Source organism: Shewanella sp. GJ50-10 (assembly GCF_055808815.1).
Window position 1 is genome coordinate 2826760 of record NZ_JBVVSS010000001.1, and the last position, 24989, is coordinate 2851748.

General features: G+C 39.9%; 20 protein-coding genes and 3 tRNA genes. 3 read left to right on the top strand and 20 right to left on the bottom strand.

Going from position 1 to position 24989, the window contains the following annotated elements; genetic code table 11:
- The first annotated feature begins 67 nt into the window (after window positions 1-67).
- Complete coding sequence (yqfB, locus tag AC0L4E_RS11835; protein WP_473679343.1) at window positions 68-385, top strand: N(4)-acetylcytidine aminohydrolase; 318 nt, start codon at window positions 68-70, stop codon at window positions 383-385.
- A gap of 108 nt (window positions 386-493) precedes the next feature.
- Complete coding sequence (locus AC0L4E_RS11840) at window positions 494-1333, top strand: SGNH/GDSL hydrolase family protein (RefSeq protein WP_473679344.1); 840 nt, start codon at window positions 494-496, stop codon at window positions 1331-1333.
- Window positions 1334-1342: 9 nt separating this feature from the next.
- Here the strand turns inward: AC0L4E_RS11840 and AC0L4E_RS11845 are convergent, their stop codons facing one another.
- Together AC0L4E_RS11845 and AC0L4E_RS11850 are read right to left on the bottom strand one after the other, a co-directional pair.
- Window positions 1343-2434, bottom strand: a complete 1092-nt coding sequence (locus AC0L4E_RS11845) for an alcohol dehydrogenase family protein (RefSeq protein ID WP_473679345.1) — start codon at window positions 2432-2434, stop codon at window positions 1343-1345.
- Window positions 2431-2985, bottom strand: coding sequence for a TetR/AcrR family transcriptional regulator (locus AC0L4E_RS11850; RefSeq protein ID WP_473679346.1), 555 nt, complete (start codon window positions 2983-2985; stop codon window positions 2431-2433). Before AC0L4E_RS11850 ends, AC0L4E_RS11845 begins: the two co-directional genes overlap by 4 nt.
- A 463-nt stretch (window positions 2986-3448) precedes the next feature.
- Between AC0L4E_RS11850 and AC0L4E_RS11855 the strand changes: the two genes are divergently transcribed.
- Window positions 3449-4324, top strand: coding sequence for a polysaccharide lyase family 7 protein (locus AC0L4E_RS11855; RefSeq protein ID WP_473679347.1), 876 nt, complete (start codon window positions 3449-3451; stop codon window positions 4322-4324).
- A 483-nt stretch (window positions 4325-4807) separates the two neighbouring features.
- On the opposite strand, the gene AC0L4E_RS11860 is transcribed toward AC0L4E_RS11855, so the two are convergent.
- The 18 genes from AC0L4E_RS11860 to AC0L4E_RS11945 all read right to left on the bottom strand — a co-directional run bounded on the left by AC0L4E_RS11860 (window position 4808) and on the right by AC0L4E_RS11945 (window position 24958).
- Window positions 4808-4893, bottom strand: a tRNA-Leu gene (locus tag AC0L4E_RS11860).
- A gap of 56 nt (window positions 4894-4949) precedes the next feature.
- Window positions 4950-5023: transfer RNA gene (locus AC0L4E_RS11865), tRNA-Cys, on the bottom strand.
- Between the two features lie 14 nt (window positions 5024-5037).
- A tRNA-Gly gene (locus AC0L4E_RS11870) sits at window positions 5038-5113 on the bottom strand.
- A 383-nt stretch (window positions 5114-5496) separates the two neighbouring features.
- Window positions 5497-6045: a CDP-diacylglycerol--glycerol-3-phosphate 3-phosphatidyltransferase gene (gene pgsA / locus AC0L4E_RS11875; protein WP_473679348.1), complete on the bottom strand. Its 549-nt coding sequence runs from the start codon at window positions 6043-6045 to the stop codon at window positions 5497-5499.
- Window positions 6046-6090: 45 nt separating this feature from the next.
- Window positions 6091-7923 (bottom strand): excinuclease ABC subunit UvrC, encoded by a 1833-nt coding sequence (uvrC, locus tag AC0L4E_RS11880; protein WP_473679349.1) that lies wholly within the window; start codon window positions 7921-7923, stop codon window positions 6091-6093.
- 48 nt (window positions 7924-7971) lie between these two features.
- Window positions 7972-8616 (bottom strand): UvrY/SirA/GacA family response regulator transcription factor, encoded by a 645-nt coding sequence (gene uvrY, locus AC0L4E_RS11885; protein WP_102527121.1) that lies wholly within the window; start codon window positions 8614-8616, stop codon window positions 7972-7974.
- A 508-nt stretch (window positions 8617-9124) separates the two neighbouring features.
- Entirely contained in the window at window positions 9125-9718 is a 594-nt protein-coding gene (locus AC0L4E_RS11890) for a lipid-binding SYLF domain-containing protein (RefSeq protein ID WP_473679350.1), read from the bottom strand.
- 312 nt (window positions 9719-10030) lie between these two features.
- On the bottom strand, window positions 10031-11050 hold the full coding sequence (locus AC0L4E_RS11895; protein ID WP_473679351.1) for an HD-GYP domain-containing protein: 1020 nt from the start codon (window positions 11048-11050) through the stop codon (window positions 10031-10033).
- Between the two features lie 36 nt (window positions 11051-11086).
- Complete coding sequence (locus tag AC0L4E_RS11900) at window positions 11087-15643, bottom strand: response regulator (protein WP_473679352.1); 4557 nt, start codon at window positions 15641-15643, stop codon at window positions 11087-11089.
- A gap of 269 nt (window positions 15644-15912) precedes the next feature.
- The gene (locus tag AC0L4E_RS11905; RefSeq protein ID WP_473679353.1) at window positions 15913-17517 is read right to left on the bottom strand and encodes a hybrid sensor histidine kinase/response regulator; all 1605 of its coding nucleotides are present in this window, start codon (window positions 17515-17517) and stop codon (window positions 15913-15915) included.
- A gap of 65 nt (window positions 17518-17582) precedes the next feature.
- Window positions 17583-18242 carry an ion channel gene (locus AC0L4E_RS11910; RefSeq protein WP_473679354.1) on the bottom strand — a complete coding sequence of 220 codons (660 nt, stop codon included), beginning with the start codon at window positions 18240-18242 and terminating at the stop codon, window positions 17583-17585.
- A gap of 6 nt (window positions 18243-18248) precedes the next feature.
- On the bottom strand, window positions 18249-19367 hold the full coding sequence (locus AC0L4E_RS11915) for an AI-2E family transporter (RefSeq protein WP_473679355.1): 1119 nt from the start codon (window positions 19365-19367) through the stop codon (window positions 18249-18251).
- Between the two features lie 292 nt (window positions 19368-19659).
- Window positions 19660-20682, bottom strand: a complete 1023-nt coding sequence (locus tag AC0L4E_RS11920; RefSeq protein ID WP_473679356.1) for a helix-turn-helix domain-containing protein — start codon at window positions 20680-20682, stop codon at window positions 19660-19662.
- A gap of 52 nt (window positions 20683-20734) precedes the next feature.
- On the bottom strand, window positions 20735-21784 hold the full coding sequence (locus tag AC0L4E_RS11925) for a DUF2955 domain-containing protein (protein ID WP_473679357.1): 1050 nt from the start codon (window positions 21782-21784) through the stop codon (window positions 20735-20737).
- Window positions 21774-22946: an HlyD family secretion protein gene (locus AC0L4E_RS11930; protein ID WP_473679358.1), complete on the bottom strand. Its 1173-nt coding sequence runs from the start codon at window positions 22944-22946 to the stop codon at window positions 21774-21776. The genes AC0L4E_RS11925 and AC0L4E_RS11930 overlap by 11 nt, the downstream gene beginning before the upstream one ends.
- A gap of 422 nt (window positions 22947-23368) precedes the next feature.
- Entirely contained in the window at window positions 23369-23767 is a 399-nt protein-coding gene (locus tag AC0L4E_RS11935; protein ID WP_473679359.1) for an ACT domain-containing protein, read from the bottom strand.
- Window positions 23768-23784: 17 nt separating this feature from the next.
- Window positions 23785-24306, bottom strand: a complete 522-nt coding sequence (locus AC0L4E_RS11940; RefSeq protein WP_473679360.1) for a nuclear transport factor 2 family protein — start codon at window positions 24304-24306, stop codon at window positions 23785-23787.
- Window positions 24307-24493: 187 nt separating this feature from the next.
- Entirely contained in the window at window positions 24494-24958 is a 465-nt protein-coding gene (locus AC0L4E_RS11945; protein WP_473679361.1) for a GNAT family N-acetyltransferase, read from the bottom strand.
- Window positions 24959-24989 lie beyond the last annotated feature (31 nt).

The window sequence follows — 24989 nt, forward strand, 5'->3', positions numbered from 1 at the left end:
TATTAAGACGATATTTGAATGGCGATATTAGATAAGTAATATTTGCAAAGTAATAGAAGGTTACTCAATGAGTGAATTAACACCTATAAGCTTTTTTGGTCGTTTTGAAAAAGACATTTTATCTGGGGCTAAAACCATTACTTTACGAGATGAGTCAGAATCTCACTTTAAAGTCGGTGAAACCCTGTCGGTGTCGACTTTTGAAGATGACCGTTGGTTTTGCAATATTAAGGTATTAGCGGTGACAAAAGTGGCTTTTCATCAATTAACTGAGGAGCATGCTGAGCAAGAAAACATGGAACTATCGTTTCTTAAGTCGCTCATTCAGGAAGTTTACCCAGGCGTTGAACAGTTATTCGAAATTAAATATCAGCTGGTTAGTTAACTGATAGGTTTCACTAAATTAATCATGTTAAACGAATCAAGCAGATGAAATAGTTAGGTATTTAAGTTATAACTGACTATCAATGATTAACGGAAAGGATGACCGACATTGCATTATTTAAGCTTAATCTTTTTATGGCCTGTATATTTACTGCAAGCTATTTGGGTAAAAAAAACCACACTTAAGCTACCTGAGCCTAATGGACTTCGTGAAGGAGTCGTAAAACTAAACGGCGCTGATAACTCGTCATTCAATTCTGAAGTTAATGATGGTTCGGATGCAAATTCCACGACTTTATCTTTATTGATTGTTGGTGATTCAGCGGCTGCTGGTGTTGGGGTAGAAACTCAGCAACAGGCGCTATCAGGCCAATTAGTCACTTCCTTGTCCTCAATGATGAGTCAAACAACACAATCCTCGGCTCTAGGTGATTACAAACTCAAATGGCAATTAATCGCAAAGAGTGGTTATAGCACCCAAAACTGTCTTAACAAATTCAATTATATTCTAACTCAGCCACATCAAATTTCTGCCGATGTGGTGGTTATTTCATTAGGTGTGAATGATGTATTAAGCCCTATTTCGGCTAAGACTTGGATTAGTCAGCAACAGCAATTGTGCGAGTTACTTTTTACATCATTGGCGTGCCAACAAATTATCATAACCAGTGTCCCGCCTATGGCTGCCTTTCCAGCTTTACCACAGCCATTCAGATGGTTTCTTGGCGCCAGATCCAATGAGTTTAATCATGCTTTAACTCAATGGATTAAAGGCAGTGCTTTACCTTGTGAGCAATTAGATATGCGTCAGTCACTCGCGAGTGCAACGATGGCCAAGGATGGATTTCACCCCAGTGAAACTATTTATCAACACTGGGGTAAGCAAGCTGCGATACTTATCAGTAATAAACTCAATACTGAAAACGTTAAACATCAACACCTTGCTTAAAAAGATCAGTTAATCCAGCGTGAGTACTATTTTACCGACAAACTGCTTTTGCTGAAAAACATCTTGGGCTGTGGCGATATCTTCTAGGGCAAAAGTTTTGGCGACCACAGGCTTAATTTTGCCACTTTCAATGCAAGCAACTAAGTTTTGAAAAACCTGCGGCGCTAACACCGTACAACCAAAGAAACTCAAGTCTTTTAAATATAAAGTTCTTACATCAAGCTCGACTAACGCACCACCTATGGCACCAGAAACCGCATAACGGCCGCCTGGTTTAAGTACTTCGAGTAACTGCGGCCATTGCTTACCAGCCACTAAATCTATCACTACATCGATGCTGCTATTGCCTAATGCTTCTATTAAATCAACATCTCTAGCTAAGACTTTATCAGCGCCTAAGCTAAGTAAATGCTCTTTTTTACTTGGGCTAGTGATGGCAATGACTTTCGCCCCACGCGCTTTTACTAGCTGAATTGCTGCAGAGCCCACACCGCCTGAAGCGCCAGTTATTAATACCGTATCTGTTGAGCCAACATTCGCACGGGTAAGCATGTTCTCTGCGGTTGAGTACGAACACGGAAATGAAGCAAGCTCAGCATCTGTCAGCGAGCTATTAATTGCACAGGCATACTGCGAGGCCACTTTGGTGTATTGGGCAAAGCCGCCATCGCATTCGGAGCCGAAATACCAAGGCGAAGTAAGCTGCTGGCCGTTATGTTCTCTAAGGCACGGCTCGATCAATACCCGCTCGCCAATTCGATTCTGGTTAACTTTATTACCAACCGCGACGATAACGCCGCATACATCAGCCCCTTGGATACGGGGGAAAACAAATGTATTTCCCGACCAACTAGTGTAATCACTTTCAGCATCACCGCTTTTAACATCAGATTTGGAATACCACCCCGTACGGGTATTGATATCGGTATTATTTACGCCCGCAGCGAGTACTCGAATTAACACTTCATTATCTGTTAGTGTCGGCACTGCAATATGCTGGTTTAACTGCAACATTTCAGGTCCACCATGACCAATTAACTGAACCCCTTTCATTGTTTCTGGGATAGCTTGGTTTAGATTTGATGCTTTTAAAGACGTCATACTGCTGACTCCATAATGATAGATATGATTTGTTTGGCTGAAAGAATTGATTCTTGCCCTAATAATGGCCATGTGGCTGAAGCGCCTTCATGAAGTAGAAATAATGCTGATGCGAGATCTGGCCGGCTACTCACTTGCCCTAAGCGCTGACGCACCTCTTCTTTATGCCTTGCAACGACATCAATGACATCCTGATTATCAGGAAAAGCAGTTATCGCGTTCATTGACATGCACCCATTGGGAGCAAATTGCTGCATCCATTTTTCTAACTGAGTGAAAATATGCAGAACCGACTCTGTACCTGTCGTTGAAGGCTCATCAGCCAAAAAAGAAAGATATCTTTGATGACGGTATTCAAGTGCAGCAACAATCATTGCCTCTTTTGACGGGTAATGTTTATACAGAGTGCGTAAACTAACGTTACACGCCGTTTTTAACTGCGCCACACTGGGCTCTGCAAACCCAAACTGACTAAAAGCCTTTTCTAAACTTGCCGCAATTTGGACTTTTAAAGGTAGTGGACAGTCAATAGTGTTTGGTTCCATTTCCATAAAACACACCTAGGTAGAGTATTCATTCTACCCGCAATGGTAGAATGAACACTCTACCCTGTCAATATCTCTAATGGATTTCAACTAATGCTTGATACATCATTCCGAAATCAATACTTGTCATTCTTATGTTAAATCCCAATAACACTAAATTTTTTATTCAAAAATGCTGTTATAGATTAATAAATTAGCTTAAATCCAATTAAAAGAGAGTAAACGAAATGTAAGTTTTTACTTAGATACACGCACATTTGAACTGCGTTTGTTGAAAGAGTAAATATGTTGTGATTTGAGTCATACTTAATTTGTATTATTATACGTCAAATGTATTATTTAGCGTTATATTGGTACTAAGCCATTACGAACATCGCAGATGATGTTCAGAGCGATAATCCAGATAAAGTAATTCAAAGAAAGTAATACGAAATAATTCATAAAAGCCATAAGTAGGAATGTAGTTACAATGAAAAAATTAACAGTACTACCTTTAACCTTAATCGTATCGGGTTTATTAACAGCATGTGCAGCGACAACCGAACCAACGGTAAATCCATATCCCGCAGCAACGGGGGAACGTGAAGCGCCAGCAGATTATTCTCAATTTTCTAATATTTTATCTGCGTCAAAGCTGCAAATTTCAACCCCAAATTCAAAGCCTGGCAGTAAATATGAATTAGCCACTGACAGTGACTTTAGCGGTATCGTTAACGAGCACTTCTACGTAGATAAAGGCTCTAAAGCGCTAGTCATGAACATGGAAGGTTATAAGTTACGTAATGAGTTAAGAGTTCTTGAAAACTTCAAGTCAGATAGCCCTAATACTTTTTATCATCTTTCAGCTGAACTAAAGCCAATCAACCCGCGCGAATCAGTGAAAGATAGTCCTTCTAAAAATGACGCTATGACATTCTTACAAGTGCACAATAAAGGTACCTTTGATGATGGCAAGCATGGTGTAGGTTACATCCCTCACCCACTATTACGCTTAGTGTATGAAGCTGACCGCAAAGGGGTTAAAGATCATTATTGGGCGATCATTAAAAACAATGCAGTAAACTGCAGTAAAGACAGCGGTAACCGCGACACATCAGATTGTAAAAATGCCTATGTTCGCTTTGATCTCGGCGCATATGACCCAAATGCCCCAACTAAATTCGATATCATTGTTGGTGATTCAAAATTAGTGATTAATAGAGATGGTGAGAACCAAGTGGAGCATGACATCACGTACTGGAAAGAGATGCTCAATTACTTCAAAGCAGGTGTATACAACCAGTTTGAAAATGGCAAAAGTGAAGCTCACTTCTATCAATTAGATTATAAGATTGAGCAAAAATAATTGTAGCTTCTTGTACAACAGAACGTTAATCAATGAGAGTTCGCTGGCAGCATAAAAACGGCTAACTCTCGCTGTACATATATAAATATCAAGTATCTATCGCTAAACATATTCAAATTGCAAACACAAAAAAGCCCCATACTCTTTAATACTGTCTATCAAGATTAAAGAGTCGTATGTAAGCTCTTCATCTAAGAATAATGATACCCGGGGCTAGACTTGAACTGGCACGCCCTATTTTAAAACGACGAGGGATTTTAATTTTCTTAATCTAAAAAATTAGACATAAAAAAGCCCCGACTTGTGTCGAGGCTTATTTATAATGGTAGCCGGGGCCAGACTTAAACAGGCACGCCTGATTTTAAAACGACGAGGGATTTTATCTTTCTTCAATTACTCAAATTTCAGATACAAAAAAACCCCAACTTTCGTTGAGGCTTTTTCGCACCATACTCTTTAATACTAAAAGTCGTATGTAAATGATGGTACCCGAGGCCAGACTTGAACTGGCACGCCTATTAAGCGAGGGATTTTAAATCCCTTGTGTCTACCGATTCCACCACTCGGGCATAAGTGTTGTTTTAACCGTTTAGTTTAAATCCACTAAACAACTAAACAAAAATTGTGGAGGCGCGACCCGGAGTCGAACCGAGGTCGACGGATTTGCAATCCGCAGCATAGCCATTCTGCCATCGCGCCGTATAGAGAATGATTGGAGCGACATATCGGGTTCGAACCGATGACCTATACCTTGGCAAGGTATCGCTCTACCAACTGAGCTAATGTCGCATCTTTAGCTTAATTAATTCACTTAACAAGGTATCGTCTGATACAAAGCTAACTGAGCTAATGTCGCATCTTTAGCTTAATTAATTCACTTAACAAGGTATCGTCTGATACAAAGCTAACTGAGCTAATGTCGCATCTTTAGCTTAATTAATTCACTTAACAAGGTATCGTCTGATACAAAGCTAACTGAGCTAATCTCGCAATCATTTGCCTATCTTCGCAGATTAGGCCTCGATGTCATCAAGTTGCAACCTTTCGGTTATACGCTGAAGCATCGCTGTCTACGGGGGTGCATTCTACCGATTTCAGTGTCGGTGTCAATTGCTGTTTTCAACAAAAATGACTGAATGCGCACTAAATAAACTTATTGAACTTTTATTGCACTACTCAGCAGTTAAGTCTTTCCAAGCTGCTGAAATATAACTCATCATCGACCAGAAAGTCAGCACTGCAGCTACATAGAATAGTCCATATGCCACATTGGTCAAAAATTCATTCGGTTGCCAAATCAAACCAACAATCGCCACCATTTGCGCTGCGGTTTTATATTTGCCAATCCAAGATACTGCAACAACACCACGCTTGCCAATTTCTGCCATCCACTCTCGCAGTGCTGAAATAACAATTTCACGACCAATCATAAACAGTGCAGCTAAGGTGAGGTAAATATTATCGTTTTGCTGAACCAACAATACCAACGCCGTTGTCACCATAATTTTATCCGCTACCGGATCTAAAAAGGCACCAAAACGAGTGGATTGTTTGAGTTTTCTTGCTGCATAACCGTCTAACGCGTCTGTTACCGCCGCCAACCAGAAGATAAATGCGGACGCAAAAGGCGCCCAAGAATAAGGGAGATAAAAAACTACGACAAAAACCGGCAACAGTAACAACCGGAATAATGTTAGCGCTATAGGTAAATTAAAAGGCATTGAAGAAACCAAATAGTCAGAAACAGCGCCAATCTTGCCTTAATTTTATCCCCCTCGCAATGCATCATGGATTGTTTGTGCCATTTCTAGGCTAATTCCGGGCACTTTTGTTAATTCAGCAACACTAGCGCCCTTCACTTCCTGTATTCCGCCCAAATGTTGTAACAATAGTTTGCGACGCTTTGGTCCCACGCCTTGGATTGATTCTAATGTCGAAGTATTACGGGTTTTCTGGCGTTTATTTCGGTGACCTGTAATAGCAAACCGATGTGACTCATCTCGGATATGCAATATTAAGTGGAATGCAGGCGAGTCGCTGGCAAGTTCAAAGGTTTGTTCTGTGCCACCAAATACAAATGTTTCTAGCCCTGCTTTACGGCCCTCACCTTTAGTCACGCCGATTAACAATGGTGGTCTATCTAAGTTCACGCACTTTTCATCGACAATCTTTTGGGCAATACGCAACTGACCAATACCACCATCAATAAACACAATATCGGGCACTTTGCCGTTGTTATCAATTTTATCAAATCGACGCTTTAGCGCTTGCTCCATCGCCGCATAGTCATCACCGCCAGTAATCCCATTAATATTATAACGACGATAGTCTGCTTTATGAGGACCTTCTCGGTTAAACACCACGCAAGAAGCTACCGTGCTTTCTCCCATCGTATGGCTAATGTCAAAGCATTCCATACGGGTGATCTGATGACCAAACTCCAACGCCTCTTCCAATAACTGAAATCGCTGCTCAACGGTATTCTTGTGCGATAAACGCGTATTCACTGCATTCGTTGCATTGGTTATCGCTAATCGTAGAAAGTTAGCGCGCTCACCCCGTACATGGGTTTTAATTTCAAATTTACGCTCTAACGCTGCAGCAATGGTTTGTTCCAGTACTTTTTTCTCATCAAAGTTTTCACTGATCAGCACTTCTTTTGGAATGGTTCTTTGAATGTCGGCATTTAAATAAAACTGACCGATGAAAGACACCAGCACTTCTTCTAACTCGGTTTCCGGTGGCACAGTAGGATAATAACTGCGGCTACCAAAAATTTTACCATCGCGAATAAACAATAAATGAAAACACACAATGCCTGATGCGTAATGCACACCAATCACATCCATGTCGCCCTTGTGGTTTGACACTTCTTGCTGTTCAGCGACACGTCTTAATGCAGTAATTTGATCACGATATTGCGCTGCAGATTCATATTCCATTTCATTGGCTGCAGTGTCCATTTTAGCCACCAGCTCACTAATAACTTGCTGGTCTTTACCTCGTAAAAATAAGCTAGCCAGTTTAACTTGCCCTGCATAATCTTCATCTGAGATACGCCCTACACATGGCGCGCTGCAACGTTCTAACTGATATTGCAAACAAGGACGTGAGCGAGACTTATAGTACAAGTCATCACACTGGCGGATCGGAAACAGCTTTTGCATGAGGTTTAAGCTTTCACGCACAGCACCGCCATTAGGATAAGGACCAAAGTAATGGCCTTTCTCTCTTTTAGGACCGCGGTGATATGCCAAACGCGGATGCTTATGGCCACTTAATAAAATATACGGATAAGATTTATCATCACGTAACAAAACATTGTATTTAGGCATGTATTGTTTGATGTAATCGTTTTCAAGCAGTAATGCATCGGTTTCGCTATGGGTTAGCGTCACATCGACATTAGCAATACGGGCAACAAGCGCTTGAGTTTTAACGTTGGGCAGGTTCGCCCTGAAATACGAAGAAAGGCGCTTTTTGAGATCTTTTGCTTTACCGACATAAATCACTTCACCTTTGTCATCGTACATACGATAAACACCCGGTGAAGATGAAACGGTTTTTAAAAATAATTTTGAATTAAAGCTTGAAGGCATCAACTATCCTAAAATAGGCTTCGATACCTTAGTATGAACACCTAATGTCTAAAAAGAACTGGCATCGAGCATTTTGTAGCGAATAGCTAGGCGGGTCAACTCAACATCTCCACCAATATCTAATTTGGCAAATAATCGATAGCGATAACTGTTGACTGTTTTAGGGCTTAAATTAAGCTTTTCAGATATGTCATTAACCTTTTCACCATTGGTGATCATCAACATGATCTGCAATTCTCGCTCAGATAAACTGCTAAACGGGTTTTCATCAGAGTGACTAAACTGACTTAGCGCCATTTGTTGAGCTATTTCAGGCGATAAGTAACGTTGCCCGCGTGACACTTGTTGAATTGCACGTAGCACTTCTGGTGACGTTGAGCCCTTGGTTAAATAACCTGACGCACCGGCTTGCATGACTTTGGTAGGGAATGGATCTTCTGTTTGAACAGTTAGTACGATAATTTTCGCTTCTGGTTGATAGCGTAGAATTTTACGGGTAGCTTCTAATCCGCCCATACCTGGCATATTCATGTCCATCAGAATCACATCGGCTTCACTTTGACGAGACCACTGCACTGCAGTTTCGCCGTCAGGTGCTTCACCAACCACTTTTATCCCTCGCTCATCTTCTAATAAACGACGAATGCCAGTTCTCACTAATTCATGATCATCAACTAAATATACTGAAATCAACTTCTATCCACCTTAAAAACAGATTCGTCCTGAATTTTATTATTATCCGTACATGAGTAATTTAGCTTATTGAGCGACTGACGGAAAGCGAAATAAACGCATATGCTTGTAGGAATAGTCTAGTTATTAAGTTCTTCGCATAAAATTGAAGTATAAATTTAATTATGATTAAAAATCACTCCAACAACCTACGCTATTTTATGCTGAATAGACTATTTTTAATAACAATATCAGCATAAACCCCTGAAATAAACGGCTTACACCCAAGATTAAAAACAGCTTAATTAATTTATCTAAATCAACTCACTAAACGCCAAAAATTATTCAAGTGTCTAAATTTTGACAAACCTACAGTAAAAATACTCATCTGAGAAATATTGCTACTGACTTAATTGAATAAAAAAAACCGCAACTGAATAGTCAGTTGCGGTTTAAAATTTTTATTGAATAAGCTTAGCTATTTAGTAATATCAAAAAACTCATTCAAAAAGTTTATTAAACGATGCGCTTACTCTTCGTTTTCAACAAAGTCGTCAGAAAAGTCAGTTTCCCAGTACTTATAACCTTGAACCGTCGCCTGTGCTGCAGCACCCATTAGGTTAACTTGGTAGGTTTTTACGCCGCTAACATCAACTGATTGGTTTGCCGAAGCTTGGTCACCACTATCTTCATATTTAGCACTGGCTTCTGCTTGCGCTTGACCTTCATAGCCTGACTCTTTAAATCGATTCATCGCGTCCATATCCATAAAGGCTTGGACGAATGCCATTTGTTTCCAACCAATACCAGCACCTACTCCACCAGTTGCGAAACGGTAATAAGAATTTTGACCGTTTGAGGTTAATACACAAACACCGCCGCCTGTTGATAGTGCAAACAAGTAGCTATTACTACCAGTACAAACTACGTAACCCACTGACTGAGCAACCGCAGTCTTAGCGCCGCTATGTTCAGCGTAAATTTCTTGCAGCGCTGACTGTGTTTCTTTACGCGCATTGGCTTTTTTAGATTCAGGGTTATCACCTGTCGCACAACCCGTTAATAAAGCAGGCACCATAACAGCAGCTAAAAGTAATTTTTTACTGATAAAAGTCTTAGACATGTAATTTTCCTCTGTCGAAATAAGTTTAAATTGCCGTTATTGGCAAGTTACACAGATAAATAAGTTCACTCACATAGAGTGGGTAATCCGTTCAGAAATAAGCCACGTAGATGACTACTGTGTTACTTAACCGCTTCTGAATAAGCCTTACATCGTTTAGCATTTTTCGCTTGCTGGCTTAGCGCTTAACTCGATATAGGCTTATTATAATCGAGCACTAACACATTTGTTACCATTCTACGCCACATGTAATATTAACCCCCTTCACATAGGTATTTAATCGTTAAGTTCAACATAAAGACCGCAATAGCATTACTCATCATCTTTAAATTTAGCCTTTATTTCTAAAATTTCATCCAGTTTATCAACAAATAACGGCACTAACTTGGGATCAAAGTGACTCCCAGCTTCGCGCTTAATAAGTGCGATAGCATCGTCTACTGTCCACGCCTTTTTGTATGGGCGCTCGCTGGTTAACGCATCAAATACATCTGCAATGGCGACGATACGACCATTTAACGGAATATTCTCACCACTTAGTCCGTGGGGATAGCCACTGCCATCCCACTTTTCGTGATGAGTGAGTGCAACCTCTTGGGCAATGGTCATTAATTCTGAATCCTTGTCGCCCAGAATTTCTGCACCGATTAAGCAATGCTTCTTCATTTCCTCAAACTCTTCAAATTCGAGTTTTCCGGGCTTCTTTAGAATGGCATCAGATATACCGATTTTACCTACATCGTGCATAGGCGCTGCATTCATTAGCACTTCAGCTGCAGATTCATTCATCCCTGCAGCAAGAGCTAGCACGTGGGTGTAATAACTCATGCGAATAACATGCATGCCTGTTTCGTTGTCTTTATATTCAGCTGCACGGCCTAAGCGGCGAATGACGTTCAATTGGTTTTGGGCAATTTCAGCCGTCTTTTGCTGTACTTTAATTGCAAGTATTCTGTTTTGATTTGTTAATGCCAGTTGAGTATGTACGCGACGTTGTACTATGGGAGGATTAAATGGCTTAGTAATATAATCGGCTGCGCCGAGTTCTAGCCCTTTTATTTCATCATCAGCAGAAATTTTAGCGGTCACAAATATCACTGGAATATGGCGGGTTCTTTCGTCTTGTTTGAGTTGTCTGCATACTTCAAAACCATCAATGCCCGGCATCATGATATCTAACAAAATTAAGTCTAAACTGATACTACGAGCAATCTTAAGTGCTAACTCACCATTTTTAGCAATCTTAATCTGATAATCTGACTTTAATACCCCTGCTAAAACATCAATGTTTTCAGGGGTATCGTCCACTACTAATATAGTCTGCTTTTCCATCTATACTCCTTGTAAAATCCATCAACGCGTCATTATTTAGTCCATTAACGATAATTGCTCAATCATCTGTTTAGCGATTTCCATGGCCGTATCTAATTCATAATCATTCAACTGCTTTTCAAGTAATTTATAATTGTGTACTAACGGCTCTACATTTAAACAATCACCGTGACTATCGAGATATTCAGTCGCTTCCATATCAAAACTTTCAAGCATAGTAATTAAAACTTCTAAGGTTTTGATTGCTAATGACTTGTCTAATGATAGTTGAACTTTATCGATTTGCGATGCTGGAATTGAAGTGGATATTTCTTCACATACTTTAGACAGCTCAAGTTCAATGTCAGCTAACGTGCTCACGTCACTTTCAGACAACCCTTGCTCCAAATGTAAGGCCTGTTCAGCTAACTTAATTGCGCCGATGCTGCCAGCAACACCTTTTAATGTATGTACGAGTCGAGCTGCTAAAGGTTCATCATTTACTGCTATTGCCTTCGAAAATGCGCCAATAAACCCTTTTTGACCAGAAACGAATTTAGCTAATAACTTATGATATAAACGCACATCTCCTTGAGTTCGTATCAAGCCTTGAGCAGTATCAACATGCTTCATTTCTATAATATTTGAGTCTAATTTCTCTGTACCGTTTTGCTCAATGAGTTCTATTTCAGTCGGATTTGCTGGGGTTATCCATTTCGCCATCGTTATGAACATCGCTTCGACATCAATAGGCTTAGGTATATGATCATTCATGCCTGCATCAAGCGCTTTTTCACGATCTCCTGCCATAGCATTGGCTGTCATCGCAAGAATTGGCAAAGCTTGGTTTTGTGGTATTTCACGTATTTTTCTGGTTGAGGAATACCCATCCATCACTGGCATTTGGCAATCCATTAACACCCCATCAAAATCTTGCTCGGCCACAAACTCTAAGGCTTGCTGACCATTAGCTGCGATGGTTGTTTCGATTTGCTTATTGTTAAGTAGCTCTTCAATGAGCTCTTGGTTTAAATCGTTATCCTCAGCAATCAGTATATTAGCGCCCGCTAAATGCTTTAGAGCCTTCGACAGCTCACTATCAGCATCTGTATGTCTAGATTGATACTCTTCGTCAGACATAACGTAAGAAAGCGCTTTGATGAGACTAGATTGGGTTTGCGGCTTTGTTAATATGCTATCGAAATGAACATCTACAGCACTGAGCAATAAGTCCTCTTTGCCATATGCAGTAATCATGATGAGTTTAGGTTTTATTTCTGGCGCGAGTTCGCCAATAAATCGCGCAACATCAATCCCACTGACTTCAGGCATCTGCCAATCGACTATAGCGACATCAGTTTGTTCACCGCTGTCGAGCCAAGCAATGGCAGCTGCGCCGCTATCTAGCACTTTGACTTTCATTCCTACATTAACTAACAAGTTAGATAATATCTCTCTCGCAGCCTGATTATCATCAACCAATAAAACCAACCTGCCATCAAGATAAGAAAAGTCTTGCTCCATAGGAGAGTTTGAAGAAATAGGGTTTAAGTCAAAAGGAATATTGAGATTAAAAGTACTGCCAACACCTGACTCACTGCTTAAGGTAATCTCGGCATTCATCAATTCAGCAAGGTTTTTACAAATAGCTAGGCCAAGTCCTGTACCACCATACTTTCGAGTCGTTGATGCATCGGCTTGAGAAAACGCATTAAACAGTCGCGACTGCTGCTCAGGCGTCATGCCAATACCGGAGTCGGCAACAGAAAAAGTGATATTGGCTTGATTTGGCGTAATCTCAGCTAATTTAGCTGAGATGATAATATTGCCATGCTCGGTAAACTTAACGGCATTGTTCGCTAAATTGATGAGCACTTGCCCAACTCTTAATGGATCACCTAACAAGTTTTTAGGAATGTTCTCATCAATATCGAACAACAATTCCAAGCCTTTATCAGCCACTTTAATACCGATAAGGTTACTGACGTTGTTGAGTAACTCATCAATGCTTAAATCAATGTTTTCAATATCTAATTTGCCAGCCTCAATTTTAGAGAAGTCGAGAATATCGTTAATGATCCCTAATAATGATTGAGCTGAGCCATTGGTTTTTTCAATGTAATTACGCTGCTGACGGCTCAGATCAGTTTCGAGCGCTAAATGTGACATGCCAATAATGGCATTCATTGGAGTGCGAATTTCATGGCTCATATTCGCCAAAAAATCACCTTTGGCTTTGTTGGCATCATCAGCTTCGGCAATGGCCGCTGCGAGTTCTCTTTCTAACTCTTTTGCTGCATTAACATTGATATGTACGCCACTTATCCGTTCTGGGCTGCCATCTTCATGGTATTGATAGGTTTGACCAATGCTCAAGATCCAGTCGTAACTGCCATCTTTACGGAGCATCCTAAACTCTTGACGAATAATTTTTTCGTCATCACCTTTGGCAACAGGCTGTTTTAAATCAAAAATATCCGTATGATCATCTGGGTGAATCAAGCTGAAAAAAGTTTCTGCTCCCGAAGTAAGCTCTGCCCATTTATCTTCATTTGCACAAATATCAAGTCGTTCGTAACCTAACATTTGGCTATACATTCGATTGACGACAACACGATTTTCATGAGGATAAAAATCCCACATACCCATTTGCGCACTTTTAGCTGCAACTTCAAGCTTTTCTTCAGAGTCTAATAACAGGTTTTCAGCAAGTTTTTGTTCTGTAATATCAAATAAAGTACCATCGAAAAAACCTCTTCTATTAATTTCAGACGTTTCAAACTTTGCCATAACTTGAACATACCTGAGCTCACCAGAACGATTCAGGATCCGCATATCAACAACCACTCTCTTGTTGTTTAATGCAGCTTCACGGACGGTTTCAAAGAACATTTCTCCGTCGCCATCAATCGCTAAATGAACAAAGCGCCGCTTAGGGTTTACGCCGGTAAAGTCTGCAACAGGGTAGCCGGTGATATGCTCAAAATTAGGACTAATATAAGAAACGGTAAAATCATTACTGACTAAATCGACGTAATTACAACGAAATACCGCCCCTTGAATGTTCTCTACTAAGGTTTGATATTGTTGTTGATTTTTTTGCATCTCAGCTCGAACGGTCTCCTGCTCATCAATATCAAGCAGTGATAATCGAATTTCATCCAAGCTAGCATCATCATTAAACTCAGTTCTTACAGTAAGAGAAACGGCAAGATGTTGACCTGACTCTGTATTTAAAATTAGCCGCGCATCTGAAGTATCTACACCTTTAAGAGCTGATTTGAAAATTCTTTGACCTTCTTCATCGTCAGTATCAAGCACATCAGCCCAGGTTAATTCAGTGAAGTCTTTACGGTCATGACCCGTTATTAAAGCGAACTGTTTATTGTGCTTAGTAAACTTACCATTGACGTCTAAAGTTGCATAAGCCACTGCTGAGTTTTCATATAGATCCCATAAACGGTTTTCTCGTTCTTGAATATCTTTAGTACGAATTGAAATTGTTTTTTCTAACTTCTCATTACTAATTTGTAATCGACGTAAAACATGACGGCTAAGCCAAAGGCTTGCTACAGTGAGCAACAGGCAAGATAACGCAATGACGCTAATGAGAATAATGATGATGGTTTTAAAGTACGAATAATTACTGCTAGCTTCGTCAATAGACATTTCTGTGACAATACCGAAACCGTAACGCTCATCCCACTTCCAAGCTCCTATGACGTCAACACCTAAATAGTTTCGATAAGATTTGTAGCTGCTTCCGTTTCGTTTAGCGCTAACCTGCTTGGCAGAAAACGTAAGTCTAAGATCATTATGATTAACAGTTGCGGGGTTCTCTGCAGATAACTCATGAATTGGGTCGGTGACGTTCAGGTTTAGTACTGACATTTGCCCTTCTTCTAGTAACCCAAAAGAAATCAGATGTTTTTCATAGCGGCTGTGGGACAACATTCGACCTTGCTCATCAACAAAATAGGATTCGCCGGTATCTCCAACTGCGCCACTCTTGGTTAATTTCGCAAATTCTAGGTAAGGGTCAATTCGAAGTGAAAGCACAGCGGTAATTTCGCCATTATCTTGAGTAACAGGACTGAGTACAAACATAGTTGGGGTATCAGCACGCTCGATACCATAAGGATTTGATAATGCAATATCAGATCTCATCGGCGGGGTGATGACGATTTCCCCTTTGATAGCTCTAGCAAATAGTTTGGGATGCTCACGCTTAACGATGTTAGTAACGCCAAGATTATTGTCACGACTTGAGGCAATATTCTTCCCATCTAATGTGATAATAAAAAAACCTAACGAACCAAACGATTCACTGTACCTTTTATAAGCATCCCTAGACCAAGCTAAATGATCACTTTCAAGAAGTTCTTCTTTATTTGGACCGATTTTAGTTAGAAACATAGCGCGCTGTAGTAACAATGGATTGGTCGCAACCGCTCCCACTCTATCTTCCCAACCTCTAACCCATGAGGACAAAGCGGCATCTGTCGTCAACGCGACAGAATTTAATGCTAAACCACTTTTTTCTAAATCATGTTTATAAGCGATGTTTAAACCAATCGTAGCAATCAGCGAAATCAATGCTAGGAAACTAAACACGATTAAACCGGTGAAAGTCCGGTTAATGCCACTTTCAAAAAAAGTTGAAAGGTCATTATTAGCTTGCTTTCTCAGTCGAAAAAACAGCCACAATAATAAAAAAAACAATCCAATTGCTATCGAGGATAAAGTTATATTCATTTCCATCTGTTTCCATTACATCAGATATTACAGTGATAGATCGGACTGCTATTTATTTGGCTTTTTTACTCATTACCCAAACACCCAAACTAAACATATTTAACATAAAAAACAATAACTTAGATTACTTATACCGCATGAGGGATTGAAATCGAAACGCTTGTCGTCTCATTTTCATCACTTACTTCTAAAGCAACGTGTCCATTCTGTGCTTCTGCGAGTAACTTAGCCGAGTAAGTACCAATCCCCGTGCCATTATCTTTACCAGCTGAAATGTATTTGTTCCAAAAAGTGTCGCGGATATGTTCTTCTACAGCCCCAACATTTTGAATAGTGATAATCAATGCAGGCTTTACAAATTCGGTATTTGAAACGCTATCAATTCGCTTTAATGACACTGATACTCGTGTCTTGCTTGGCGCGGCTTCACAGGCATTTTTAAGCAGATTAAATAACATCGAATAACTAAGACTTTCATCACCCAGTGCTAGGTAATCCTCGTCACCATCCTCTTCACAATCGAGATAAATCAAAAGATGCTTTACCTGGAAAGTTTTCTTTAACACCGCAATAATTTTTTCCAGCAAATTGAACATAGAGAACGGCTTAGGTGTTAGGGTAAATCGACCGGTTTCAATTTTATAAAGCTCGCTAGACATGTTGATCATATTCAACAATTGAAACGACATATCTTCAGCGATGTGAGTATTTTCTAGATTACTTTTTGAAATATGAGGGTCCCGACTAATTTGCTCGATTAACGCCATTAATCCCGCAATTGGCCCCTTTAAATCATGTTGTAATATTTGCTGTACTTCTTGTTTTAGCTTTTCTGTGGTCACCATATTGTCAAAATCTGATTGCAGACGCTTATGCATTTGTACATAAGCCATCAAATTTCTCACTCTCAATTTGAGTAAATCTGGCTGAATTGGTTTACTGATATAATCTACAGCGCCACAGTCTAGGCCCTGAAGTTGATATTTATCTTCAGTTAATGCAGTAACAAATATTACTGGGATATGTACTGATTGAGGATGCTCTCTTAAGCGTTTTAAAACTTCAAAACCATCCATATCTGGCATCATAATATCTAATAAAATAAGATCCGGTGGTGAATCAGATTGGGCAATTTCAAGAGCTTTTAACCCACTTTTTGCCAACTTAACTTGGTAATCATCTTTTAATAATCCACCAATCAAAGTGAGATTATCGGTAGTATCATCCACGACCAACACAGAAGAGCGAGGAGCCTCTTTATCATCGATAGCATTAGGCTGGCTTGAAGAAGTTAGTGCTTCGGTAACTAGTGAGTGTTCATCTTGCTGGAGAGGCTGAGCTTTATTACTAATATGACCACTCAAACATTGAGAAACACGTTGCTGCAAGGTCACCGTGTTAAATGGCTTAATGACAATATCTGTGACGCCGCTTGCGATTGCAGTGCTTACCCTCTCTCTTGCCGCCTCAGCGGTTATCATCAGAAAAGGAAGATGTCGCCATTTGGAAGACTGTCGAATTTCATTCAATAGCTCGATACCCGACATCACAGGCATATTCCAATCGGAGATAATCAAATCAATCGGATAATTTTGAAGTATCTTTAGTGCTTTGGCGCCATTTTCTGCTTGATGAACATGGCCAATACCAAAACGACGTAATTGATCTGAACTGATTTTACGGATGGCGTCCATATCATCCACAATCAACACACTTTTCCTAGTTAAATCCATGCGACCTCTTCCATTAGAATCAATCACTCTACCGAATTGAAAAGTAAAGTATAATTAGCCTTGTGCTAACTTTCAGTTTGAGACATTTTTGCCCCGACTAAACTGGCAACAATAATCGCCATATAAAACTGACCACAAATAGCCTCAGAAAAAGCAAAAAATCGTGCAATAGGCATATTGGGAGAAATCTCACCGTAACCCACAGTGGTTAGCGTGATATAGCTGTAATAAATTGCAGTAGATAAATTATCTGGCCACTTTTGTACTTCAATACCATTAAAGGCAGGACCGAAAATTTCGATTAATAATAAATAGGTAAACGCCCAAATAAGCCCTAAAAGTAAAAAGATACAGATAGAGCCAACAATTTGATTAGTTGAAATTTTGCCAGAAAATAATACTTGTTTCGCAGCCCTTGAAGTTGCCGCAATCAGAAAAGAAAGAATGGTTAATAGGGCAATAATATCCAAATTAAGCAATTCAAATACTGAGCCAATACTGGCAAAAATCAGTGTGGTAAACATCAAACCAAAGGTTGAACGTATCCAGCGCTTGTTTTCACCTAAACCAATTACCGAAATAGATAAACTCATTACGGTAGTGCCTACCACAATCATTTGCCCAGCATCGAAAAACTGTTCAACCAATGCCGCACTTAACAACACTAATACTAAAGACCCCAGTAAATAACTAAAGTTGTCTTCTTGCGACATCACTTTGCCCATCGAGCTTTATCCTTCTGTTTTTTCAACTTCAGGTAACACTAAGTCAGTATCCACTTCGGCCGTTTCAACAACTAACCATGCAGAAAACAGCTTGTAACTTAATGCCAGTACTACGGCGCCGACAAACAAACCAACGATGCCAGATAAAATCATCCCGCCGATAGCACCTAGCAAAATCACCAACATAGGAATATCAACACCACGTCCCATTAGCATAGGCTTTAAGAACGCGTCACTGGCACTCACTAAAATGCTCCAAATCATAAAGATAATTGCAGTAGTAGATGATTCGACACTAAATACATAAGCAATGATAGGTGCCAAGATTAATATTGGCGGTAATTGAATGATGGCTAAAATGAGCACCAATAACATCCAAATACCAGTGCCAGGTACGCCAGCTAACCCTAAGCCAACACCCGCTAAAATAGACTGGATAAATGCAACGCCAATAACTCCTTGCACCACACTACGAACGGTTGCAACAGCAAGTGATGAGAACTCTTCACCGTGCTTACCTGCAAGCCTTACTGACACTTTATGGAACATTTGGTTTGAACCTTCAGCCTTACCCATAAACACGCCAGCAATAATAATTGATATTAAAAACTGTAAGACTGTCATACCAAAGCTACCAAATGCGCCAGCAGCTTTAGTCGAAAATGTTTTTATTTCATCGGCATAAGTTCTAACTAACTTCTCTAAGTCAGACGACGCTGAAGACCAAACGTTATAAAGCTTATCGCCTACTAAGGGTAGTTCAGCAACCGACTCTTTAGGTGCGGGGATCACTAAAGTACCATCGTGAACTTCAGCGACAAAATCTTGGGTGCCAGACACTATGGCGCCTGAAAACAATACGGTGGGAACAATTAACAAAGCTAATGAAAGTAAGGTGATCACTAAGCTAGATTTAGCCATAGTCAGTTTGAGCTTGCGGCTAACGAGTTTTACAACAGGGTATAAAGCGATGGCAATAATACCACCCCACAAAATAGGCATAATGAAAGGTTGAATGATTTTAAAACACCAAATCACCATCGCGAAAATTAACGCAATTTTAATCGCTGCATCCACTGCTGCATGAGTAAACTCCGCAGAGTTCGAAATTGGTTTATCACTCATATAATGTCTGTCCCTGATTTAATGTCATTCCATTTAAAAATAATATTAACAAGCCAAGTTGTCAGTTATGGGTCGCTAACTCTTTTAAACAAAAGTAATTTTGATACGTTTATTAATAAAAATATAGCGCAACTTAACCAATAAAACACCTGCTACAACACAAAAACATTTCATTAACCAACGAATCATTAATAAAAGAACATTTAAAACTGTTAACTAATGATTTTGCAATATAAAACTTAGACTTACGGCAGAGGTTATAACGAAATTTACTGCAAAATTTAAATCAAGTTCATTTTGTTTGGTTATTTTGACGAAACACTCGAGGTGAGAAACCAGACATGCGTTTAAAAGCTCTGGAGAAATGCGCCACATCAGCATAGCCCAAGGAGGCAGATATCTGGGTGACAGCAATATCCTTGTTTAATAAAAGAGTCTTAGCTTGCTGAAAATAAATCCCTTCTACCATTTGGCTGTAACTCACCCCTTCTTCAGAAAGCCTACGCTGCAAAGTACGCACACTTAATCCTAAAAGATCTGCTGCAGCTGTTATAGGTAATCGTCCTGAAGACATATAAGGTAATAATGCAAACTGAAGGCTAGCAACAAATCCTTTAGGACTTTCTACTATGGTTTTTAAGGTGGACTCCCACCCTTCTTTCAGCTTTACAGGACCATCTAAAACCGCATCAGAGATACTTAACGCCGTCACATTACGGGCATAAAACACTTGCGACTCATTAAGCTTTAACACGTTTAAGTAATGGGCTTCGTTTGAAGACTGCAGCGCAATATCAATCGGTTGCCAATGGGTTTGAGTCACAGCTCGCACTAACTCAACCATCATGGTTAATGCAAATTGCTCAGAAAGGTCACTTTCAATGGGATCTTCTTTTTGACGAAAACGAGCAAACCACACCTTTTTCAAGGCTGTTTTCAAATGTACTTGGGTTTGTTTAGACTCAAGGTTTACCACATGAGTAAAATCAGTTAATGCTTGCCTGACTGTGCCTTTTAAGGAGATTTTAGCTAAATGTTGAGGGATGAATATTGATCTAGCGACTTGGTATAACCACTCAGCAAAGCGTTGTTTCCCCAGCTTTTCGGCCATTAATTTTAAAAGGTTTAATACTGCTTGCTCTGAAACGTAATCGTACTCGTTTGTCAGTAAGCTTTCAGGAAGGCCCGCTTGCTCGATAAGCGGATAAACATTGTTATCAAAATCTTTAAGCCTAGCCACAAACGGAGCTATGTATTCGGCACGTAAAAGTGGAATAAAAGCGCTTGGTTCTTTTTCAAAAACTTGTGATGGCATTTATCTCACCTCAAACTAACGGTCAACGAAACAAAAACAAATAGCTAAAGCACTACATTGCAGTTCTTTTTTGTAAGAACTTCCAATTACGTGTCTCAAGAAAGAACGATGCCACTACCATGTATACTCCCACAAGGAACAGTTGCGCAATTCGAATATAAAAATTGGTAGCAACATCAGCATCAGTTGAAGATGCAGTCGAGCCGACCACCACCAATAACGCTGAAAATATTCCCGCAAAGATAGGCGCTTTCTCTGGATTAGCATAAATCTTTTGACTAAATAGCAAGGCACATATCATTGCTAAACCCACGTAAAAAGTAAGCTCAGGGACAATCACTAATAAATTGTAAAACACCACCGCCATTGCACCACCAATGCCGTTAGTGATCAGCAAAAACAAGCTCACTTTTACACTCTTACTCCCTGCTGATTGTAATGACAAAATGGCGATAAAAATCATCGTCAATAGCGCGCCAGTAATCTCAAATAAGTAGAAAAAAGTAATCACAGGAAAGGCAATTATCAGTGCACGAACAGACTCATAAAGACGCTCATCAGAGGTTAGTCCAGCAGCGACATGAGTTTCTCGATTCGGGGATAAATCAGGCAATAGAATATGCAATAAGGTAAAAATGACCACTGCCACTACACCTGAAAAGCTTAATCCCACACCAACAAAAATGGCGGCGCCAGGGTGCAGTATGCCTAAATAGGGCAACACTAAGGTTGCTACAATTAAAATGGTGGCAAAGAAATTCCACTTAGGGTTTGAAAAAAGGTAGTAAGCCCATAGCATCAGCAATGCAAGAAGTGGCAACAACACCATCGGATATTGCACAGGGCCAAAGCTGACTAGCCACGCAATCGCAATCGTTGCCACCATTGATAACAACAACTCATAAACAGTTTGCATGGTGGGCTCGGTTCTATCGACTAAAAACTTAGCCACGAACACTGGAACAATAAACGCTAATTGCCAAGCAAATACCGCTGAAATTGCCACAGCTAAACCGATACCTAAAGTGAAACGAATAACCCGACGGGTATATATCGCTTCTTCAAGTTCTGGGGCTATGGCAACGGTTTGCTTATCTGACATAAGAGAACCAGCTCACTAGGCGAATCCAAAATTTACCAAACAAGTTCATGACTGAGCTCTCTTTGGTATACACCATCACATCAGCTTGACCACCTACTCGGCGTAAACCTTTCGCTTCATCTTCATCAAATACAATAGTCACAGGGAAACGTTGAGACTGTCTTAACCAACCAGTTTGACCGGTTGTTTGCGCAAGCTTACCTGTTTGCTCGTTTTGGCCCCAATCAACACCGTAGTCGATGTAAGCGACCTTGCCGGTAAATACTTTGCCGGGAGCATAATCCAGTGCAAACTCGACTTTATCGCCAGGCTTCATGTTGCCTATGCTGTTTTCTCTAAAGTTCGCTTCAATCCACACATCTTCAGACGAAATAAACGTCATAACAGGTTGCCCTGCACTCGCGTAAAACCCTTCTTTTAAACGAAAGTTAGAGGCTACGCCGTCAGTTGGCGCTTTAATTTCGGTTCTTGCCAAATTAAGCTCTGCTTGTTCAAGTGCTAATAATGCAGATTTAACAGCTGTGTTATTTTCACCTTCTGAACCTAAACGCTCTTCAGCTTTGGCTAAGTCAGCATTTGCCGCGGCAACACCCGCTTCTGCACTGGCTAATTCTGCGCGGGCATTATCCGCATCAGCCTGAGACATCACATTTTGCTCGACCATTGTAAATATACGTTTTGATTGTACTTTGGCGTTGGTGTAGTTAGCTTCAGCATTGGCAACTTTAGCTTTTGCTGCGGTAACATTAGCTGTTAATGCTCCCATATTCTGCCCAGCTTGAGTCACATTTTGCTGTGCTGTAAACAGTGCAATTTCATAATCTTTTGGATTAATCCGCGCTAGCACTTCGCCCTCTCGAATTAATGTATTCGGAGAAGTCGTAATTTCAATCACTTCACCTGATACCTGCGGCGTAATTGGCACCACAAAACCACGTATACGGCCTAAATCGGTAGAAGGAATATATCTGTCTGCAATAAGATGAAAAACAAATAAAAAACACACCACGATTAAAATGATATTGGTGATTTTACGAATTTTTTGATTCTTTGCTTTATCGGCTGGGGTATCAGCAGTAGAAGCTTTATCGACTTGGGCTTGAGCGTCTTCTGTTTGAGCAACAACCTCTGTTGAAGAAACTTCTTTATTCTTATCAGTCATAACCTTCCCTTGAATCGACGCTATATTTGAGCTGCTAAATTGAGTTGTTAACTCATCAGAATGTTAACAGTTAATTAGAGATTTGTTAGTGTAATTGCAGTATAGAATTATTTCGATATAGAACTCAAATATAACCATTAAATTAGTTAGTTATATTGGCTATCGGCGCTGAGTAGCTAAATTGACTAGAGAATAAGTACGTTAAATGAACTTTAGAATCAGAAGCTTGATAGAAATGAACGATAATCATCGGAGTTAGCAAAGCATTTAAGCCTAATAAAAACTTTTTTAAAGCCGCACTTTTGTCACTAGTGCTTTATAACCTGCTTGTTTGGAATAGTCCTTGTAATGACTTTTGAAACAGTTTTTGTAACTGGCTTAGAATAGTTTGTAGCAAACCAAGTGATACTAACTCAGTGCTATCAAATAGTTGAAAATTCCTTTAGTGCAGTCATGGCAAGTGCTGCTTTATCGACAGGAACAAAGATATGGTCATGATAATATGCAGCAATAACATTGGCACTGATGCCGTGTTCAGTCAGCTTTTGAGCGATAGCCGCAGTTAATCCCACCGCTTCTAAACTAGAGTGCACCGTTAAAGTGATTTGCTTAAAGCGTCCTTCAAACGGTAAATAGGCTTGTAAAGCTGCCTCTGCAGATAACACGAGTGTTAACCCTTCTTGCTCCTGAAAAAGGCATAAAGGGTCTAAATGGGCATATTCAGCAATTCGCCCTTTTACATGGCAAAATACAAACTCACCAGCTTTTAACTCTGGCGACATATTAGCTAATAATTGATTTAAATCTGTAATCCCAGTCATCGCCTTCCTACCTTTGATTAATTCGAATAATGCCTAATCACTGACACCTTACCGTCGTCTATTTCAAGCACTTCAAACGCTGAGTTATCATGTAGGGTTAATTGGCCATTATCAGGGTGTGTGCCTTTTGCCACAGTATGGAACTCAATCATAATCACATTATGACCATAGGCTTGATTAGTCAGTTTGGCTGAATACTCATCGTGTGATGCTAAGTAATAGGTCATTCCTTTACGAAGTGCTGCTTTACCATCAGGCTGACGGCTATCGTCATCGCTCCAAGGTAAATGCTGGTAACCCACATCATCAGTTAAAAAAGATAAATAATGTTCTAAATCTTCTTGAGTGGCATCAGGTTTCTGTGAGCCTTTCCATGCTTCAAAGTACTGCTGAGTAAAGCCTTGGTAGTCAAACTCAGCAGCAGTAGGTTTATCCTCAGCAAGCGCTTTTAACGGTGATAAAGCGAGGAGCGATAGCGCCAACCACGTCATCAATGACACCCGTAATTTCGCGATATTGCTTACCAAATTCCATTTCATCATATTTCCCTTACTATCAATATACCATTACATCTTGTTTCACTAATTTAAGTCTGTAACTTACTGAATAAAATAATGAACTGCAACGTTTGCAAGCGAACGGGTTAAATTGAAAGGGATGAAACCAAGAGAGTTAAACTGAAAGTTGAGCAACAAGTAGCTCTAGGGAAAGGAAAGAAAAAGGTAGTCAAATCGTTTTTTGGTACTCAAATAGCCAAAACGCTTCATTAATATCTGGCTGAATTTCGCCTACTTTTTCATAGCCCAATTTTTGATAAAAATGATGATTACGAAAAGCTTTATAGGGAGTAACTAGCGACCAATTAACGATCTGAGAGTAACGTTTTTCAAGTAGATTTATGGTTTCAGAACCTATTTTTTTATTCTGAAACTCAGGTGCAATAAAAAAATACTTCACCTCAATTTCAGTCAAACTCTTCAGCACCACTAAAATGCCACCCGCATTTTGATTTCCATATTTAATAATATAGTAGTGACCAGACTCAATACTTTGCTGGTGCCAAGGCGTGGATTCGATATGCGGAGGAAAGCTCCCATACTGCTCAAAGTCAGCGTGGAAGGCTTTAACGGCTAGAGATTTCAGTAACACTGCGTCTTCACTTACAGCCAATACTAACGTAACGTTCGACATCGATTAATGTTCCAAATGACATAAGTGTAAG

Excerpts from the sequence above, each read along its gene's own strand:
- uvrC (WP_473679349.1), bottom strand. The coding sequence starts at position 7,923 with ATGCCTTCAAGCTTTAATTCAAAATTATTTTTAAAAACCGTTTCATCT.
- yqfB (WP_473679343.1), top strand. The coding sequence starts at position 68 with ATGAGTGAATTAACACCTATAAGCTTTTTTGGTCGTTTTGAAAAAGAC.
- AC0L4E_RS11930 (WP_473679358.1), bottom strand. The coding sequence starts at position 22,946 with ATGACTGATAAGAATAAAGAAGTTTCTTCAACAGAGGTTGTTGCTCAA.
- pgsA (WP_473679348.1), bottom strand. The coding sequence starts at position 6,045 with ATGCCTTTTAATTTACCTATAGCGCTAACATTATTCCGGTTGTTACTG.
- AC0L4E_RS11855 (WP_473679347.1), top strand. The coding sequence starts at position 3,449 with ATGAAAAAATTAACAGTACTACCTTTAACCTTAATCGTATCGGGTTTA.
- AC0L4E_RS11845 (WP_473679345.1), bottom strand. The coding sequence starts at position 2,434 with ATGACGTCTTTAAAAGCATCAAATCTAAACCAAGCTATCCCAGAAACA.
- AC0L4E_RS11920 (WP_473679356.1), bottom strand. The coding sequence starts at position 20,682 with ATGCCATCACAAGTTTTTGAAAAAGAACCAAGCGCTTTTATTCCACTT.
- AC0L4E_RS11910 (WP_473679354.1), bottom strand. The coding sequence starts at position 18,242 with ATGGGCAAAGTGATGTCGCAAGAAGACAACTTTAGTTATTTACTGGGG.
- AC0L4E_RS11935 (WP_473679359.1), bottom strand. The coding sequence starts at position 23,767 with ATGACTGGGATTACAGATTTAAATCAATTATTAGCTAATATGTCGCCA.
- AC0L4E_RS11850 (WP_473679346.1), bottom strand. The coding sequence starts at position 2,985 with ATGGAAATGGAACCAAACACTATTGACTGTCCACTACCTTTAAAAGTC.
- AC0L4E_RS11895 (WP_473679351.1), bottom strand. The coding sequence starts at position 11,050 with ATGGAAAAGCAGACTATATTAGTAGTGGACGATACCCCTGAAAACATT.
- AC0L4E_RS11905 (WP_473679353.1), bottom strand. The coding sequence starts at position 17,517 with ATGGATTTAACTAGGAAAAGTGTGTTGATTGTGGATGATATGGACGCC.
- AC0L4E_RS11890 (WP_473679350.1), bottom strand. The coding sequence starts at position 9,718 with ATGTCTAAGACTTTTATCAGTAAAAAATTACTTTTAGCTGCTGTTATG.
- AC0L4E_RS11915 (WP_473679355.1), bottom strand. The coding sequence starts at position 19,367 with ATGAGTGATAAACCAATTTCGAACTCTGCGGAGTTTACTCATGCAGCA.
- AC0L4E_RS11940 (WP_473679360.1), bottom strand. The coding sequence starts at position 24,306 with ATGAAATGGAATTTGGTAAGCAATATCGCGAAATTACGGGTGTCATTG.
- AC0L4E_RS11925 (WP_473679357.1), bottom strand. The coding sequence starts at position 21,784 with ATGTCAGATAAGCAAACCGTTGCCATAGCCCCAGAACTTGAAGAAGCG.
- AC0L4E_RS11945 (WP_473679361.1), bottom strand. The coding sequence starts at position 24,958 with ATGTCGAACGTTACGTTAGTATTGGCTGTAAGTGAAGACGCAGTGTTA.